Origin of the sequence: Mesorhizobium sp. WSM3862, from assembly GCF_002294985.1 — a bacterium.
Classification (GTDB): Bacteria; Pseudomonadota; Alphaproteobacteria; order Rhizobiales; family Rhizobiaceae; genus Mesorhizobium.
The window spans coordinates 20,754-38,409 of record NZ_NSGE01000013.1; the positions used below are offsets into that span (position 1 = coordinate 20,754).

Annotated in this window: 15 protein-coding genes; 2 read left to right on the forward strand and 13 right to left on the reverse strand. The window is 63.3% G+C overall.

Translation table 11 applies throughout. The features are described from left to right. Window positions 1-48: 48 nt before the first annotated feature. The 9 genes from CK224_RS27600 to CK224_RS27640 form a co-directional block, all read right to left on the reverse strand. Window positions 49-1,035, reverse strand: coding sequence for an ABC transporter permease (locus CK224_RS27600; RefSeq protein ID WP_095779398.1), 987 nt, complete (start codon window positions 1,033-1,035; stop codon window positions 49-51). After that, the gene (locus tag CK224_RS27605; protein WP_066990536.1) at window positions 1,032-2,012 is read right to left on the reverse strand and encodes an ABC transporter permease; all 981 of its coding nucleotides are present in this window, start codon (window positions 2,010-2,012) and stop codon (window positions 1,032-1,034) included. Before CK224_RS27605 ends, CK224_RS27600 begins: the two co-directional genes overlap by 4 nt. Next, window positions 2,009-3,556, reverse strand: a complete 1,548-nt coding sequence (locus CK224_RS27610; RefSeq protein ID WP_095783975.1) for a sugar ABC transporter ATP-binding protein — start codon at window positions 3,554-3,556, stop codon at window positions 2,009-2,011. The genes CK224_RS27605 and CK224_RS27610 overlap by 4 nt, the downstream gene beginning before the upstream one ends. 75 nt (window positions 3,557-3,631) lie before the next feature. Then, window positions 3,632-4,756, reverse strand: coding sequence for a sugar ABC transporter substrate-binding protein (locus CK224_RS27615; RefSeq protein ID WP_066990529.1), 1,125 nt, complete (start codon window positions 4,754-4,756; stop codon window positions 3,632-3,634). 296 nt (window positions 4,757-5,052) lie between these two features. Beyond that, entirely contained in the window at window positions 5,053-6,081 is a 1,029-nt protein-coding gene (locus tag CK224_RS27620) for a LacI family DNA-binding transcriptional regulator (RefSeq protein ID WP_067328901.1), read from the reverse strand. A gap of 192 nt (window positions 6,082-6,273) precedes the next feature. Further along, complete coding sequence (locus CK224_RS27625) at window positions 6,274-7,056, reverse strand: ATP-binding cassette domain-containing protein (RefSeq protein WP_066990523.1); 783 nt, start codon at window positions 7,054-7,056, stop codon at window positions 6,274-6,276. Continuing rightward, entirely contained in the window at window positions 7,049-9,298 is a 2,250-nt protein-coding gene (locus CK224_RS27630; protein WP_095784040.1) for an ABC transporter permease, read from the reverse strand. Before CK224_RS27630 ends, CK224_RS27625 begins: the two co-directional genes overlap by 8 nt. Before the next feature lie 80 nt (window positions 9,299-9,378). Then, window positions 9,379-10,461 carry a substrate-binding domain-containing protein gene (locus tag CK224_RS27635; protein WP_066990516.1) on the reverse strand — a complete coding sequence of 361 codons (1,083 nt, stop codon included), beginning with the start codon at window positions 10,459-10,461 and terminating at the stop codon, window positions 9,379-9,381. 236 nt (window positions 10,462-10,697) lie between these two features. Beyond that, window positions 10,698-11,870, reverse strand: a complete 1,173-nt coding sequence (locus CK224_RS27640) for an MFS transporter (protein WP_095784041.1) — start codon at window positions 11,868-11,870, stop codon at window positions 10,698-10,700. Window positions 11,871-12,123: 253 nt separating this feature from the next. Here CK224_RS27640 and CK224_RS27645 point away from each other — a divergent pair, with 253 nt between their 5' ends. Then, on the forward strand, window positions 12,124-12,411 hold the full coding sequence (locus CK224_RS27645; RefSeq protein ID WP_066992279.1) for a DUF3175 domain-containing protein: 288 nt from the start codon (window positions 12,124-12,126) through the stop codon (window positions 12,409-12,411). Between the two features lie 47 nt (window positions 12,412-12,458). Here CK224_RS27645 and CK224_RS27650 read toward each other — a convergent pair whose 3' ends face one another. Next, window positions 12,459-13,235 carry a FadR/GntR family transcriptional regulator gene (locus CK224_RS27650; protein ID WP_095779401.1) on the reverse strand — a complete coding sequence of 259 codons (777 nt, stop codon included), beginning with the start codon at window positions 13,233-13,235 and terminating at the stop codon, window positions 12,459-12,461. Between the two features lie 101 nt (window positions 13,236-13,336). Next, entirely contained in the window at window positions 13,337-14,233 is an 897-nt protein-coding gene (locus tag CK224_RS27655) for an NAD(P)-dependent oxidoreductase (RefSeq protein WP_095783976.1), read from the reverse strand. 156 nt (window positions 14,234-14,389) lie between these two features. On the opposite strand from CK224_RS27655, the gene CK224_RS27660 reads away from it, so the two are divergent. Next, window positions 14,390-15,328: an NAD(P)-dependent oxidoreductase gene (locus CK224_RS27660; RefSeq protein ID WP_095784042.1), complete on the forward strand. Its 939-nt coding sequence runs from the start codon at window positions 14,390-14,392 to the stop codon at window positions 15,326-15,328. Between the two features lie 18 nt (window positions 15,329-15,346). Here the strand turns inward: CK224_RS27660 and CK224_RS27665 are convergent, their stop codons facing one another. Continuing rightward, window positions 15,347-16,114, reverse strand: a complete 768-nt coding sequence (locus tag CK224_RS27665; RefSeq protein ID WP_095783977.1) for a FadR/GntR family transcriptional regulator — start codon at window positions 16,112-16,114, stop codon at window positions 15,347-15,349. Window positions 16,115-16,283: 169 nt separating this feature from the next. Beyond that, on the reverse strand, window positions 16,284-17,273 hold the full coding sequence (locus CK224_RS27670; protein ID WP_066992270.1) for a sugar-binding protein: 990 nt from the start codon (window positions 17,271-17,273) through the stop codon (window positions 16,284-16,286). Window positions 17,274-17,656: the final 383 nt, after the last annotated feature.

Here is a 17,656-nt window from a genome sequence, read left to right on the forward strand (position 1 = left end):
TCAATGGAAACCTCCGACGGCTGTGGCCTTGCGATCCTTCATCCACAATCAGCGGCTTGCCGGCGCACGGCCATAGAGCAAAAGCATGGCCACGATCACGACGCCGTAAATGATCTGCCGCCCCGCCTCCGGCATCTGCATGACCGAGAGGATCGATTGCAGCAGCGTGATCAGGATCACGCCGGCGACGGTGCCGAGATATGAGCCGCGGCCGCCGAGGATCGAAGTGCCGCCCAGCACCACGGCGGCGATCGACGGCAACAGATAGGCGTCGCCCATCGACTGCGCCGCCTTCGATGCGTAGCCCGCGAGCAGGACGCCCCCGAAGGCCGAGAGCCCGCCGGAGACGGCAAAGGCAATCAGCACGACGCGGCGCGTGTCGATGCCGGAAAGATAGGCGGCGCGCTCGCGGTTGCCTATGCCGTAAACGACGCGGCCGAAGGAGGTGCGGGTCAGCACGAAAACCATTGCCGCCCCTATCAGCGCCCAGATGATCACCGCGTTCGGCACCCCCGGAATGGTAAAGCCGGTCGCAAGGTAGCGCATCGCCGCTGTCGCCGAATCCTGCGGCGAGAACCCGCCTGTGTAGACCACCATCAATCCTTGCGCGACGGCGTTGGTGGCTAGAGTGATGATCATCGACGGAATGCGCAGATAAGCCACGCCGACGCCGTTGACGATGCCGATCGCGACCCCGCACAGAACGCCGAACGGGATGGCGATCACGACGCCGACTGGACCGTAGGCTGCAGCGGCACAGGCCATCATCGCGCCGGTCGCTACCGACCACGGCACCGAAAGGTCGATCTGGCCGAGCAGGATTACCAGCATCATGCCGGTGGCGATCACGCCGAGGAATGACGCGACCTTCAGCTGCTGCAGGAGATATTCCGGCGAGAGAAAACTGCGCGAATAGAGGCTACCTAGCAGAAGCAGGATAACGATGCAGGCAAAGGCGGTCGCCACCGCCGGATCGGCGCGGCGGATGAATTTCGGCATGCGGCTGGCGATGCCGCCAAGCGTCGTTTCGCTCACAGGAACCACTCCAGCCGGTTGCGCACCCGAAACAGCGCGAAGGCGCCGAGGCTGACCGCGATCAACAGGATGATGCCCTGGAACAGCGGCTGCCAGAGCGGGTCGAAATCGAAGACGAACAGCAGGTCGCCGATGGTGCGGAAGGCGAGCGCTCCGAAGATCGCGCCAATAGCGCTGCCTTTGCCCCCGAACAGCGAGACGCCGCCGAGCACAACTGCCGCGATCGAGAACAACGTATAGGCATTGCCGCTCGCATAGGCAGCCTCGCCCGTATAGGTAAAGAAGGTGAGGAACAGGCCGCCGATCGCGGCAAGCAGTCCGGCCAGCGTGTAGGCAAGGAACTTGCCCCTGCGGATCGGCACACCTGACATATAGGCGGCCGTCTCGGACGAGCCCGCAGCGTAAGCGGCGCGGCCGAGCTCGGAGCGGCGGAACGGCACCCACACGACAAGCACGACGACGAACAGCGCCATCAGGCTTGCCGGCACGACGCCGAAGAAGCGCCCTGTCAGGAAATCGGCGACGTCCTCGTTGACCGATCCGCCGGGAACCGGTCGCAAAAGCAGCGCGAGACCGAAATAGACGGCGCCCGTGGCTATCGTAGCGACGATCGGCTGCAGGCGCCCGTAGATCACGATGGCGCCGTTGATTGCCCCGCAGACGAGCCCGGTGCCAAGCACAGCCACCAATCCGAACGCCGTCTCGAGACCCGTGCCGATGACGAGCCAGGAAGCCATGCAATTGGTCAGCGTGAAGATCATGCCGACCGAGAGATCGATGCCGGCGGTGATCACAACCAGCGTTTGCGCCATCGCCACGAAGGCAAGCAGAACGCCCTTGTTCGCCGCCGTCTGCACGACATTGGCCGTGAAGCCGGCTGGATGATTGCCGCTGTAGATCGCGAACATGACGATGAAGATGGCGAACGCCAGCAGCGTTCCGCGCTGTTCGGCCAGCCAATAGCGCCAATCCTTCACGCGCCCTCTCCTTGTTCTGCCCGCCCGCTGCCGCCGTGGATATTCAGCGCGCTGGCGATCAGCGCGTGCTCGGTGATATCGGCGCCAACCAGCTCGCGCTTGATGGCGCCGTCATAAAGCACGAGCACGCGGTCGCAGCAGCCGATCAGCTCGTCATAGTCGGTCGAATAAAACAATATCGCGGCGCCGGCGTCGGCGAGCTTACGCATCAGCTGATAGAGCTCCTGCTTGGTGCCGACATCGATGCCGCGCGTCGGATCGTTGAGCAGAATGATGCGCGGCTGCCGCATCAGCCATTTGGCGATCACCACCTTCTGCTGGTTGCCGCCGGACAGCGCGCCGACCGGGATATCGAGCCCCGCCGTCTTGATGGCCAGCAATTCAACCATGTCATCGATCAGCCGCTGCTCGGCGGCACGGTCGATGACGCCGGCCTTTGACAGCCTGTCGAGTGCTGCGAAGGAAAGGTTCTCGCGCACCGTCATGGGCAGCATCAGCCCTTCCGTCTTGCGGTCTTCCGGGATCAGCGCCATGGTGATACGGTCATCGCTGGCGGCTGCCGGGCTGGCAATCGAAACCGGCTTGCCGTCGACCAGGATCTGCCCGGAAAGACCTCGCAGAACGCCGAAGAACGCCAGCAGCAGCTCACGCTGACCCTGGCCGTCGAGCCCGCCCAATCCTACGACCTCGCCTGCCGCAACCGAGAGCGAGATATTGTCCAGCCTATCGCTCCAGGACAGGTTGCGCGCCTCCAGCACAGGAGCCGCAACCGTCTGGGGCCTGGTCGGCTTCGGCGGAAAGATGTGGCTGTATTCCCGGCCGATCATCAGCTCGACGACTTCGTTGTCGCTCTTCGATCCAGCCCGATAGCTGGCGACATTGCGGCCGTTGCGAAACACCGTGCACTGGTCGGCAAGCTCGGAGATCTCGTTCATTCGGTGGGAGATATAGAGCAGCGCCAGCCCTTCCTGGCGCAACCGCTTCAGCACCTCGAAGACCTTCGCGACATCGGCGGCCGTCAGCGCCGACGTCGCTTCGTCGAGGATCAGGATGCGCGGCTTCCTGGCCAACGCCTTGGCGATCTCGACCATCTGTCGTCGCGAGAGCGGCAGGTCCTTGATCAGCGCCAGGGGGTGAATATCGGCGGCACCCGCGCGGGCAAGCGCCTGTTCCGCGAGGCGCCGTTGCGCCTTGCGGTCGATCATGCCGAAGCGTTTCGGCGGATCGGATATGACGATGTTGTCGGCGACGCTCAGCTCCGGAATGAGCGACAGCTCCTGAAAGATGCAGACGATGCCGGCCTGGTTTGCCGCGGCGGGCGAAGCAAATGTCACCTCGCGGCCGTCCAGGGTCATGGTACCTTCATCCGGCGCAACGACACCGGCCATGACCTTGATCAAAGTCGATTTGCCGGCGCCGTTCTCACCAAGAATGGCGTGGATGCTGCCGGCCGTGACGGTGAGATCGGCCTTTTCCAGGGCGCGCACGCCGCCATAGCGCTTGGATATGCCTTCCATGCGGAAGAGCGGAGCCGCGCCGTTCATCAGCCCTCCCCAGGCCAGTTCGTGATTGGCATCAAGCGGCCGGCGTCGCGGCTTCCGCGACGCCGGTCCGTCAGACTATTTGTTTTCCTTGGTCTGGCCCATGATTTCCTGCGCGGTGAAATTGATGCCGCAGGTCGGGAAGGAATTGCCGACGAAGAAATTGTCGGACTGATCGGGGAAGTAGTCCTGCCCTGCCTTGAAGTTCGGATCCTCGACGATGGCCAAAGGCAGCTTGACCGACTGCGGCACGACATTGCCTTCGAGCGCGGCAATCGCCGTCTTGATGGCAACGGCAACCTGCGCCGGGCCGGTACCGGCCGACGAACATTTCAGCCCGTCCGCCGCATGCGCCGCGCAGAATTTGCGGAAGCCGTTTTCCGTCTCGCCGCCGAACGGCACGAACGGATGCTTGGCGTCGATCATCGCCTGCACGATGCCGGTATCGCCGCCTTGCCCTGTGATGCCGTCGAACGGTCCGCTGGTGGCGATCGCGTCGGCCGTGGCTTTCTGCGCCACGCCGTCGTCCCACTTGCCGACGACCTCGGTGACATCCCATTTCTTGCCCGACGCGTTGAGAACCTCGTGAATGCCATTGTGCCGGTCGGTATCGACGGAGGTACCCGCGACACCGCGCACCTCAAGCACTTTGCCGCCGTTCGGAACGTGCGAGACCAGCCACTTGCCCCACAATTCGCCGAGCCCCTTCTGGTCGACATTGACGTTGATGGCGTCCTTGGTGTCGAGGATGTTGTCGAAGGCAACCAGGATGACACCGGCTTCCTTGGCGCGCTTGATCACGGGCCCGAACGCGGTCGGGTTCTGGGCGTTGACGACGATTGCGTCGAAGCCGGAGTCGATGAAGTTATTGATCGCCGAGATCTGCGCCGGCACATCCTCGCCGGTCGACACCACCTTGAATTCCTTCAGCTTCTTGGCGACGTCCGGCTGCGCGGCATAGGCTTTGGCCGTCTGGATCATCTGGATGCGCCAGGTATTGGCGATATAGCCGTTCGCGAGCGCGATGCGATAGGGCCCTTCCTTCTTCGGATATTTGAAGAATTGTGTGTCGGCCGCCCAGGGCGCGAAGCAGTCGGGCTCGGCCGAGGGCCCTTTGACGATTTCCGGATCGGCGATCGCCGACGAGCTCAGCATGACAAATGCAGTGGCGGCCACGACACCGCCAACAAGTGACTTGATCATCAGTATTCCTCCCAGTTGCAGTTCTGCTTGTTGATTAAGTCCTGGCGTCTTGGCCGGCACCTCCTACCGCATCCAATCGCCTGCCGGCCGGCCTTTGCTGCCCGCTGCCTCCTCTTGCCTCGCCTGCGGGCAATTCAGCAGACTATCATATTATACATAATAAACAAGTAAGGACTGTTTTCTTATGTATAATAAACAGCGCCTTCCCCCCACCCACCGTACTACTCGATGCGAAAGATGGTAGCGCTACCATGCAAGGTAGTAAACCGGCATTTGCACAGTCGTCTTTGCGTGTTTCAACGTGCGGTGCTCTCGCGGCGAATGAGCTCGAAACCGAGATCGACAACCCTCTGCTGGGGCCTCCGGCCCGCAATCGCCGCCAGCGCCATCGCCACTGCCTGCCGTCCGATTTCATAACGATGCGTGCGAACGCTGGTGACCGACGGGAACGCCGCCTGCATCATGTCGAGGTCGTTGAAGCCGACGATGCCGATGGCCTTCGGTACCGCGATGGCGGCGCGGCGACATTCGAACAAGACCCCCAGCGCGATATCGTCATTGTTGCAGAAGACGCCGTCGAGCGACGGCATCTTGGCCAGAGCATCGCGCAAAAGCTCGCGGCCGAGCGTCACGCTGGACAGTAGCGGCGTGGTGGTGACCAGGCGGGGATCGAACAAGCCGGCCGACTCCATGGCCGCGCGATAGCCGGCAAGGCGCCGCTGCGAGCGCGGGTCCATGCGCGCGCCGATGAAACCGATGCGCCGATAACCTGCCTCGATCAGGTGCTCGGTGGCAGCGCGGCCACCGTCGAAATGCGAGAAGCCGACCAGCATATCGACCGGATCGTGTCCGGTTTCCATCACTTGCACCACCGGGCAGCCGGCCGTCTCCAGCAGCTTTCGCGACTGCGGCGTCTGGTCGATGCCGGCGACGATAAGTGCCGCCGGGCGCTGCGAGGCGAACAGCTGCAGCAGCCGCTCCTCTTCCAGGCCCGAATAGTGGGTATTGCCCATCTGGATGCGGAAAGGGCTGTCCGAAAGACTGTCATAGATGCCGCGCACCACTTCGGCAAAGACATTGTTGGTGAGCGACGGCACCAGCACGCCGAAGACCTCCGCGCGCGCCGAAGCCAATGCGCGCGCATTGGGGTCCGGGATGTAACCGAGCTCGTCGACGGCGACCTGTATCTGCCGGCGCAGATCTTCCGAGACCCGCCCAGGCTCGCGCAGCGCACGCGACACGGTGATCGCGCCCACGCCCGCCTTGCGCGCCACGTCGGCGATGGTCGGGCGGCCGCCGCCGCGCCGCGAGCGCGGCCTTGTCACCGCCTTGTCCTTTTTGCACGAAAGGAGCGCAGCGGCGAGTTGACGATCAACAGTTTAGCCACAGCAACCATGTTTCGCAGCCCGTCCCATTCCGGTTGGGTCGCGCAGGCCATGGCCGTTGTCAAGCCGACGAATATTGGTTCAACCCACCCCTCGGCAGAGGCGATAAACCCCAGGTCAATGCCTCGGCGGTCAGACCGCCCTCGCCTGATCGGCCGTAAGCGCCTGCTCCCGCGTGCCGGAGACGATGATCTCAAGGACCTCGTGCTCGTCGGTGTTCCTGACATGACGGTCGCCGACATTCTCGCCGCGCTTGAGCACCATGACACGGTCGCCTACGGCGAAAATGTCGACCAGCCGATGCGAGATGATGATCTGGGCAACACCCTGCCTTTTCAGTTCCAGCATGGTCTCGAGGAGCCTCGCGGTCGCCATCACCGAGAGATTGGCGGTCGGTTCGTCGAGGATCACGACGCGTGGCTCGAACGAAATCGCGCGGGCGATCGCCACGGATTGCTGGCGACCGCCCGACAGGCTCTCGACCTTCTGGAAAACGGAGTTCACGTCCACCTTGAGCCGCTTCAGCACGCTATCGGCTTCCGCGTACATCTTGCGGCGATTGACGAAAGGGCCTTTGCGCGGCCAGCGGCCGAGAAAGATGTTCTGGCCGACATCCATGTTTCCGCAAAGGGCGAAATCCTGGTAGATCATCTCGATGCCCGCATCGCGGCTCTCATGCGGACTCTTGAAGTGCACCGGTTGACCGGCGACGAGGATTTCGCCGGCGTCGCGCTGATAGGCGCCGGTCAGGATCTTCATGAGCGTCGACTTGCCGGCCGAGTTGTCGCCGACCAGTCCAAGGATCTCTCCGGGATAGAGCACCAGATCGACTTTCCGAAGCGCCTGAACGGCACCGAAGGCTTTTTCGATGCTTCGCATTTCCACGATCGGTTGAGGCAACGCAGCATCAGGCATGAATGGTTTCCCGGGTTCGTGCGCCTCGCGCGAGGCGGGCTCGCAGGCGACCGAAGACATTGGCCTGGCGCACCCAGATGTCGATCAGCACCGCGACAATGAGGATGACGCCGATGAAGACATTGATCCAATGCTGCGGCATGCTGAAGCCCTGGACATTGAGCTGCAGGAGCGCCCGAACCAGGGTGATCACGGCTGCACCGGCCAGAGAACCCAGCATGGTGCCGTAGCCGCCGAAGATCGACCCGCCGCCGATGATCACCGACGCGATGGCGTCGAGTTCGCGGAACTGGCCTGCAACGGGGTTGAAGCTTCGGAAATAGGCGACGTTGATGATCCCGGCCATCGTCGCGCAGAACGCCGCCAGCATGAGCGAGATGAAGCGCGCCCGGTTGGTGTTGATGCCGGCATAGGCGGCGGCGCGGATGTTGCCGCCGGTTGCATAGACCTTTTGCCCGAACGGCGTGTAGGCGAGCACGACGCCGGCAATCACGGCGACGAAGATCATCCAGATGGTCTGCACGCTGACCACCTCGGCCAGTGTTCTGAGGATGCCATCCGGAAGCACGATGCTGAAGTGAAGGAGGATGTCATTCACCTTGCGGCCGAGCAAATTGTAGCCCTCCGGCCAGCCGGTAAGCTGCTGCCCGGCGACGAACCAGGCCGCGAGGCCGCGGGCGATGTAGAACATGCCAAGCGTTGCGATGAAGGCCGGCAGTTTCAAGCCAACGGCGACGACGGCGTTGACGAGGCCGGCAAGCATTCCCGCAAGCAGCCCCATCGCGATAGCGGTGACGGGGTCGGCACCCAGGACCTTCAGGAAATAGGCCGCCGCGCTGCCGGCGAGCGCCAGGACGGCTCCGACGGAGAGGTCGATATCGCCGGCCGCAATGACGTAGGTAAGCCCGACCGTGATCAGCGCCAGTTCCGTATAGTTGAGCAGGATCGCGAAAGTGTTGGACAGGTTCCACCAGTAATCCGGCCTGAGAAAAAGACCCGTGAGCCACAGCACCACTGTCAGGATGACGGCGAGGGCATCGCGCCGGGCGAGGAACTTGCCGAACCCGGTCGCCGACAATGCGATGTCGGTCGCCATCGCGCCCTTGGTCACCACGCCCTCGAGTGCGACGCCGCCGATCTCGAAGGCCGGCGGCGGCGGCCTGCCGCGCAGCCATGCCCAGAGGCGCGCCGCGACCTGGCGGCGGATGAGATAGGGTTCGATCAGCACGGCGATGACAAGCAGCAGTCCGAGGAAGACCGGAACCGCGCCCACTGGCAGGGAGTAGACGGCGTTGACCGTCACCTCCTCCTCGCCGATCTTGATGGTGCGCGTGATCGGCAAACCCTCGCGCAGCACCTTGTCGAGCAGAACGACCAGCATGGCGCCGAGGCAGGATCCGGCGACGCGGCCGCGACCGCCTAGAATGGAAGCGCCGCCGATGATCACCGCGGCGATGACGGTCAGTTCGCCGCTGACGCCGTAAAGCGGGGTCACCCCCTTGTCCTGAGCGGCCGACAGGAGGCCGGCAACGGCGGCGCAGAGCGACGAGAGCAGATAGGCACGGATGCGCACCCAGTTCGTCGGTATGCCAGCATAGACTGCTGCCTGCTCGTTGCCGCCCGTCGCAAAGGTTTCGTAGCCCCAGCGAGTGTTGGCGAGCACGTAGGCGCCGATCACGGCAACGACCGCGAAGATTGCGATCTGGTTGTTGAAGCCGAAGACGTTCGTCTCGCCGAGATGGAAGAAGAGTGGGGCCTCCTTCGCTTTGCCTGGATAGTAGATCGCCTGACCGTGCGTCAGGGCGAGGACGAAGCCGCGGCCGATCAGAAGCGTGGTCAAGGTGGCGATGAACGCCGGCACTTTTAGGATGGTAACGAGCACGCCGTTGACGAGGCCGATCACCATCCCAAGAAGGACGCAGACGGTCACCGACATGACGATGCCGAGATCGGCGAAGCTTGGCGCGAACAGCCTCGCAAAAACGACGGCCACAAGGCCGTAGATGGAACCGACCGAAAGGTCGAGGTCCTTGTTGATGATGACGAAGGTCATTCCGACGGCGATGATGGCGACCCGCGAGGTATCGCGAAGCAGTGCATGGAACGCCTCCGGCGAGCCGAAAAACGTCGGATTGACGGCAGCGCCGCCGAGATAGATCAGCGCCAGCAGGGCAAGCAATCCCATTTCCCAGCCGCCGATGAGCTGGGGTGGAAGGCGACGAGCGAGAGCTTCAGCGGGCATTCTTTGATAAAAGGTCCCGAAGGCCAAAATGCGCGGGAGGACACCAGCCCTCCCGCGCCGGTTCAGTGTCGCTTTGACATTCAGTTCTCGAAACGCTTGCCGACCTTTCCAACGGTCTCCTGCGTCACGAGTTGGGCGCGCGTGTCGAGATTGGCGGCCGCGATGCCGCGATCGATCTGCAGATAGAGTTGCATGACCGGATAGAAGCCCTGCAGGAAGGGCTGCTGCCCGAGCGCGCCGGTCAGGTCGCCGCTCTTCAACGCATCCTGCTGCGCCGGACCGAGGTCGAACCCATAGGCGCAGATCTTGCCGGTCTTGCCGGTTTGGGCGACGGCCTTGGCCAGCGCAGGCGTGAACACGTTGTTGCCGGCGAAGGCGCCGACAACGTCACCACGCGACTCGAACAGCGTCACGATACCGTTCACCGGATCGTTCGGATTGGTGTCGATGCCGGTGTTCTCGGGACCTGCGTCGACCTTGAAGGCCTCGAGCTTGCCGGCATCCTTCAGGCCTTTGACGATCGCGTTGAAGGCCGCGGTGACGCGATTGTTCACCTCGATGTTGCCCATCGCGGTCGATGACGGCAGAACGATCGAGCCCTTCTCGATACCCTTGTCCGCCAGGCACTTGACGAGTGCCTCGCCGGCGATCGCCGCGGCGGAGGCGTCCTGACCGGTGTGGCTGATGCCGCTGCGGTCGAGGATCGTGCCGTCGAAGGAATTGGTCGTTGCTACCGGTATGCCCTTGGCTCCGGCGGCCTTGACGATGTCGTTATAGGCGCCGACCTGGGGCGTTGTCATGATCAGCCCGTCGATCGTCGGATCCTGCACGATCTGATTCAGGATTTCGATCTCGCGGGCCGGGTCGTCGGTCGGAGATTCCGAGCCGAGCAGCAGTATCTTGGCGCCGATCAGGTTGCCGGCGGCGGTTGCGCCGACATAGACCGGATCGAAGAAGCCGTTGCCGGCCGTATGTGTGACGATGGCGAAGGTGAGATGGCCATCGGCCGAATGGAAATCCTTGGTGGTGGGGGCTTCCTTTGCGGCTTCCTCGAAGCTGTAGCCGCCGACTGCTTTCTCGACGCCGCCGGACTGCGCGAAGGCGGAGGGCACGCCGAGCAACAACGCCGCGGCGGATGCCGCGAGCGGGAAAGTACGTCTCATGATTATCCTCCCTTGCATTCAACGGGCGGAAGCCGTTCGAGCGCATTATTCAGGAGATTTTCCGAGTGCTTCCTCCCACTTTCGCGATATTCCGCCGAAAGCCTTTCCAAGTAAATAGCCTGCTGCACCCAGTATTCGGGCGCGACGTCATGCGAAAGAGCACGGACGACTATCCACCTGACCCCTCCCTTTGCGCCGGTAGACAAGCTTGCAATGGCCAAGGTTGCCGGCGGAAATCAGGCTGGCGCTTCCGCGCCTCGCCTCGCCTTCCACACAAGCAGCAAAATCGCCGCGAGATTGACCAGGTTCCAGGCGATGCCGTTGAGGAAGGCGGCGGCATAGGAGCCGGTTAGATCGTAGATCCAGCCCGACATCCAGCCGCCGACGGCCATGCCGAAGATCGTCGCCATCAGGACGATGCCGACGCGCTGGCCGGCTTCCTTGGCCGGCATGTAGTCGCGCACGATGATCGCATAGCAGGGAACGATGCCGCCTTGCGAGAGGCCGAACACCAGCGAGACCACATAGAGCGAAGCCAGCCCGTCGAAGGGAATATAGAACAGCAGTGACAGGCATTGCAGCGCCGAGCCGATGATCAAAGTTTTCACCGCGCCGATGCGATCGGCGAGGAAACCTGAGCCAATGCGGCTGACAACGCCCGCCGCCAGCATGATCGACAGCATGTCGGCGCCGCGCGCGACGCCGTAGCCGAGATCCATGCAATAGGCGACGATATGCACCTGCGGCATCGACATCGCCATGCAGCAGCCGAAGCCGGCAATCACCAGCAGCATCTGCAACGCCGCCGGCGACAGCGAGATTGGCTGCGTCGGCCGGCTTCCCGGCGAGCCATGGGTAGCTTCGCGCGGCGCGCCGCGGCGCAGCATCAGCACCAGCGGCACCATGGTGGCGAGGCAGAAGATGCCGATCGCGGCATAGGTGAACCGCCAGCCTTCGACTTGCATGACATAGGGCATCACCGTCGGCCAGACTGCTCCGGCAAGATAGCTGCCGGATGCGGCCGCGGTCACCGCGACGCCGCGGCGCCGGTTGAACCAGTGCGAGATGTCGGCGATCAACGGGCCGAAGATCGCCGATGTGCCGAGTCCGATCAGAAGCCCCTGGACAAGGGTGAACGCAAGGATCGAGCTGGTCAGCGAGGCGAGCAGGAAGCCCGCGCCGAGCGCAATCGCAGAGACGAGCGCCGGGATCCAGTAACCCATGCGGTCGATGGCGCGTCCGACCAGCATATTGCCGGCGGCGAAGCCGACCATGGTCGCGGTATAAGGCATCGAAGCCGCGGCCCTGTCGACGCCGAATTCGGCCTGCACGGCGGGCAGAACGACGACCACCGCCCACATGCCGGCGCCGCCGATCGTCGACAAAAGCATCGAGACGCCGAGCCGCATCCATGCATAGGCGCTGTCGATGCCGGGGCCATCTGCCCGGCTGGATACGGTTGTCGTCACACCTTTCCTGTCCGCGCTTGTTGGTGATCGGGCGGTTTCCACCCCAAGTATCGCCGCATTCCCGGTGCCGAGCAGCGCCACAAGGGACAAATCCGTGGCTCCAGAAATCGGGAACCGGCCATGCCGCCCAGAGTTTTTGCCCCAAGAGAGCGTTGTGCCCAAGGGGAGTTGTGCCCCAGGAAGGAGGTTCGCCATGACCGCCAGGAAAAAATGGTCGGCCGAAGTGACCGCGCACAGCGATGCGCTGGATCTCGAGGAGCACATTTTCGAATCCGACGATGCCAAGAGGATCGCCACCTCGCTGAAGCGCTCGGCTGAGCACAGCCATCGCCGCAAGGCTGAGCCGTTCCGATCGGCGATGTCGATGCTGAATTTCTACATCAACCGCGCCGGCAGGAACCTGCCGGAGAAGCGCAAGCGAGTTCTGGAAAAGGCCAAGGACGAGTTGCGCGTCGCTTTCGGGCGCGAGAAGGAAGACTAAGGACTTGTCGAGGTCGGACCGGGGCCTCACCCGGGTATCGGTAGGCCTTAGCGCGAGCGGATGACGTCGTCGGTATTCGCGAGCAGCTTGCGCACGGCGTTGCGCGCAGCATCCGGCCGCTGCAGCCGGATGTTCCTCTCGATCGCTTCGTGCAGTTTCTGGGCGTGCTGCAGGTCGTCCAGCTCGCGTGTCGTATAGGCGAAGAGATGATTGAAGGCGGATTCGATCAGGACGCCCAGGGGCACCAGGAGATCGTTGCCGGAGGCCCGGAGAATGGCCAGGTGGAAGCGGGTGTCGGCGCGCGTCCGCTCCTGCAGATTGGTCGCCTCGCCCATCTCGCGGCAGGCCTGGCTGATCTCGGCCATCTGCTCATCGGTGCGCCGCATTGCGGCAAAAGCCGTCGCCTCAGGCTCGATGATGTGGCGGAATTCCTGCACCGTCTTCAGGAACACCTCACGATCCGGCGACGTCGCGTACCAGGATAGCACGTCGCGGTCGAGCAGATTCCAGCGCTCCTTCGGCTCAACCCAGCTGCCGATCTTCGGACGTGATGCCAGAAGGCTCTTGGCCATCAGCATCTTGATCGCCTCGCGCACCGCCGAGCGGCTGACGTCGAAAGTCTCCGACCATTTGGCTTCGTTGGGCAGGATGGTGCCCGGCGGATAGTCGCCGCGCACGATCCGAAGGCCGATTTCGCTGGCCAGCGAGGTGTGCACGCTGGCACCAGGGATGCGCGGCGCGTCCGGCCGGCGAACGCCAGCCATACGCTCGGCGGATGCCGCTTTCGTCGGCCTCTTTTCGTTGTTCGGCTTTGCGTCCCGCATATGCCCAGAAAGTCCGGTTTTCAGAAGCTGTCAAGCGCGGCAAGGCCGGCTTTGCCGCCAGACGCCGCGCTGTGCACAGCTCAACCTATGTTTGTCGGCCCTCACGCTGTTTTGACGTATTTGCGCCAGCTGTGTTCGGGGCGGAAGCCGAGCACGTCCCGCGCCTTGCGGTTGGACAGCAGCGTCTCGAATTCACCGAGCTCGGCTTTCACCGGCACGCCTGGATAGAAACGCTTCAGGAGCTCGGCCGTCGGCAGATCGGACGAGGTCTCGTCATTGGCGGCGTTGAACACCTGGTAGCCCAGCCCATCCTTCTCGATGGCGCGCAAGGCGATCTGGCCGAGATCGCGGGCGTCGATATAGCTCCAGGCAATGCGCTTGCGGAAACCGGGATCGGCAAACCATTTCGGGAACAGCGCATATTCATGCGGCTCGATGACGTTGCCGATGCGCAGCGCATAGATGTCGAAACCGCTGCGCAGCGCGAAGGCGCGCGCTGTCTTTTCGTTGACGATCTTGGACAGGGCGTAGCTGTCCATCGGATCGACGTCATAGTCCTCGTCGAGCGGGAAATGCGTCGGGTTGCGCGGCTCGTTGGCGAAGACCAGGCCGTAGGTCGTCTCGCTGGAGGCGATGATCACCTTGCGGATGCCGAGTTTCACCGCCGCTTCGATGACGTTGTAGGTGCCCATCGCGTTGATGCGGAACACCTCGTTGTCCGGGGTGATCATGATCCGCGGGATGGCGGCAAAATGCACCACGGCGTCGACCGGCTGTGCGCGCAGCGATGGATCGAATTCATGCAGCCCGGCATAGCTCGACAGCGCGTTGAACACCTGGCCGCTGTCGGTAATGTCGGTGATCAGCGTGCGCACCTTCGGGTTGTCGAGCGGCTTGGTGTCGATGTTGAGCACCTGGCAGCCATGCTCGACCAGATACTGCACGACATGGCGGCCGGCCTTGCCGCTGCCGCCGGTGAACATGATCCGCTTCGTCATTTTGCTCTCCACATTTCTCAAGGATTGTGTGTATTGTCAGACAATATGGCATTCAGCAACGGCCTGCCAACCGCGATCCGCGAAAACCTTCTCCAGCAAAGCTCGCCGGCCGGTCGCGCCGGCGCCGACCATCAGGAAAGACAGGGACGAAACGACATGACCACCACCGCTGCCCGCGAAAACATCGGTTTCATCGGCCTCGGCCTGATGGGGCATGGCATCGCCAAGAACATCGTCGACAAAGGTTATCCGCTCACCTTCCTCGGCCGCAAGAACCGCAAGCCGGCGGATGACCTGCTCGGCCGCGGCGCAAAGGAAGTGGCCACGTCCAAAGAAGTGGCAGCGGCCTCCGACATCGTCTTCATCTGCGTCACCGGCTCGCGTGAGGTCGAGGCGATCATCCGCGGCCCCGGCGGGCTGAAGGAAGGTCTGAAGCAAGGCTGCGTGGTCGTGGATTGCTCGACATCCGACCCCGTCTCTACCGTCGCGCTGGCCGCCGAACTCAGGGCGCTCGGCGTCGACTATGTCGACGCGCCGCTCAGCCGCACGCCGAAGGAGGCCTGGGAAGGCACGCTCGACGCCATGGTCGGCGCGCCCGACGCGGTGTTCGCACGGTTGAAGCCGGTGATCGAAACCTGGGCCGGCCGCATCGTCCATATCGGTGACACCGGCGACGGCCACCGCATGAAGCTGCTCAACAACTTCATCTCGCTCGGCTACGCGGCGATCTATTCGGAAGCCTTGGCGCTGGCGCAGAAGGTCGGCATCTCGCCGCCCCGCTTCGACAGCGTGATCCGCAACGGCCGCATGGATTGCGGCTTCTACCAGACCTTCATGCGCTGGACGCTGGAAGGCGACCGCGACGCCCACAAATTCTCCATCGCCAATGCCTTCAAGGATTTGACCTATCTGGAATCGATGGCCGGCGCTGCCGGCATCGCCAATCCGCTTGGCAACGCCACCAAGAATTCGTTCGCGACCGCCTTCGCGGCGGGGCCGGCCGAGCAGTATGTGCCGATGCTGGCCACCCATATCGGCAAGCTCAACGGCGTCGACCTGATGCCGTCGAAGGACGGCAAAAAGCAGACGATCTGAAAGCCGCGGCCAAGCCTGTCAGGGTCTCGAGAGCTCGATCACCTCGTCGGTATTGGCGAGAAGCCTGTGCACCGCGCTTCTCGCCGCTGCTGGGCGCTGCAGGCGGATGTTCCGCTCGATCGCCTCGTGCAGGGACTGGGCCCGCCGCTGGTCGCTGTGCTCGCGCGTGACGAAGACGAAGAGATGATCGAGCGCCGATTCGATCAGCACGCCAAGCGGCACCAGCAGCTCATTGCCCGAGGCGCGCAGGATAGCGAGATGGAACCGGGTATCGGCTCGCGTGCGCTCCTGGATATGCGCCGCCTCTCCCATTTCGCGGCACGCCTGGCTGATTTCGACCATCTGCTCGTCGGAGCGCCGCAGCGCCGCGAAGGCGGCCGCCTCAGGCTCGATGATATGGCGGAACTCCTGCACCGTTCTGAGAAACACCTCGCGGTCAGGCGAGGTCGCGTACCAGGCGAGCACGTCCCGGTCGAGCAGGTTCCAGCGCTCCCTCGGCTCGACCCAACTGCCGATCTTGGGGCGGGACGCGAGCAGGCTCTTGGCCATCAGCATCTTGATGGCCTCGCGCACCGCCGAGCGGCTGACATTGAAGGTTTCCGACCATTTGGCTTCGTTGGGCAGGACAGTTCCGGGCGGATAGTCGCCGCGCACGATCCTGAGGCCGATCTCGCCGGCGAGCGATGCGTGCACGCTGAGGCCGGCGATCCGCGTCGCGTCGGGTCGTCGTATCGTGGCCGGCTGTGCAGGCTCGGCTAAGCGCTTCCCAGACTTTTCCCGTGGCATCCGCGTTCCGGTGCCTCCTGTAGCGGGCTCCAAGACGCCCGCAAAAACTCTGCCGGATAAGAACATTCTGGGCGCAAAACTCTTGGCTCCGCCGCCCCGGCAAGGCCGCGTCCATAGTCCTGGCGAAAGGTGGAGGGGCGCCCTTCAAAGGGCGCCCCGGGATCGAAGCCTACTTCTGGATGCAGGTGTCGACCGTATCCTTGGTGCATTCGTCGAGGCCGGTGAAGACCGGATCGTCGACCTTCTTGCCCTGGATGAGGTCGAGCATCACCGATGGCGCCTTGTAGCCCATTTCGAACGGCCGCTGGCCGACCAGTGCGGTCACAAGGCCTTCCCTGGCGATCGCCACCTCGTCGCCGATCGTGTCGGCGGCGCCGATGACGAACTCGTTCTTGGCGATCTTGTCGGCCATCGGCTTGAACAGGTCGCGATAGGGCTGCGGAGCCCCGAACAGCGGCCAGCCACCCATGATGCCGAAAGCGTCGAGCTTCGGATTGGCGGCCAGGATGTCTGTCATCGCCTGCACGCCCTTGGCGCCGTCGTCATTGGTGAACACCGGGCAACCCGCCACTTCCGTCCAGCCGCCTTCGCCGGCGAGCGCCGGCAGGCCTTCCTTGCCCGACAGCGCATCGCGCATGCCCTGCGCGCGGCGCAGGATGTTGTCGGCGGCCGGATTGCCCTCGATCGTGCAGATCGTGCCGCCATTCGGCTTGGCCTTCTTGATGTATTCGCCGATCCGCTTGCCCATCAGATAATTGTCGGTGCCGAGATAGGTCTTGCGAAGCGCGGCGTCTTCCTTGGCGAGATCGGCATCGACCGTCATGATCGGGATCGACGGATTGGCGCTCTTGATCGTCTGCGCGATCAGCGGCGCGTTGGACGGCGAGATCGCCATTGCGGCCGTGTCCGGCTTGCTCAGCATGTCCTGCACGATCTGGGCTTCGCCGGCCTCGTCCGAGGTCGATGCCGGGCCGGTGTAGAAGCATTCATATTCGGAGCTTGCGTTCTCCTTGTTCCACTTCTCGCAGCCCTGATGGATGGCTTCGAAGAACGGGTTGTCGAGGCCCTTTACGACAATGACGAGCTGTTTCTTGGCCAAAGCCGGCCCGGCGCCCAGCGCCATGGCGGCGACGGCGGCGAGCAAAAGTGATTTCCTCATATCAGTCCTCCCTTGAAAACAGACGGACACGACGTGCCCGCCACACCGATCGGCCCGGATGCAAGCAACACGCGGAATAGGCTCGAAAGTTCGTGTCTCAAGCCAGGCCGACAAGCATATTCCGATCCGTTCCAGCTCGAATGGGCGCCGGCCGGATCCTGAATCTTGCCCATCGCGTCACGCCGAGCAGCGATTTCGCGACGGAAAAATTCTTCCTCCAATGCTAGCTAATAACGGCTCGCCGCCAACGTCAATTGCTATTTGTCCTACAAAACCGATTTTTCGACGGGACTCGAAATTAATCGCCCGACAATTGATTGACGCCCATGGCCGCATTTGCCTAAATGAGTCTATCGCACCTGCTCGGGAGGAGTTGGAGGCGC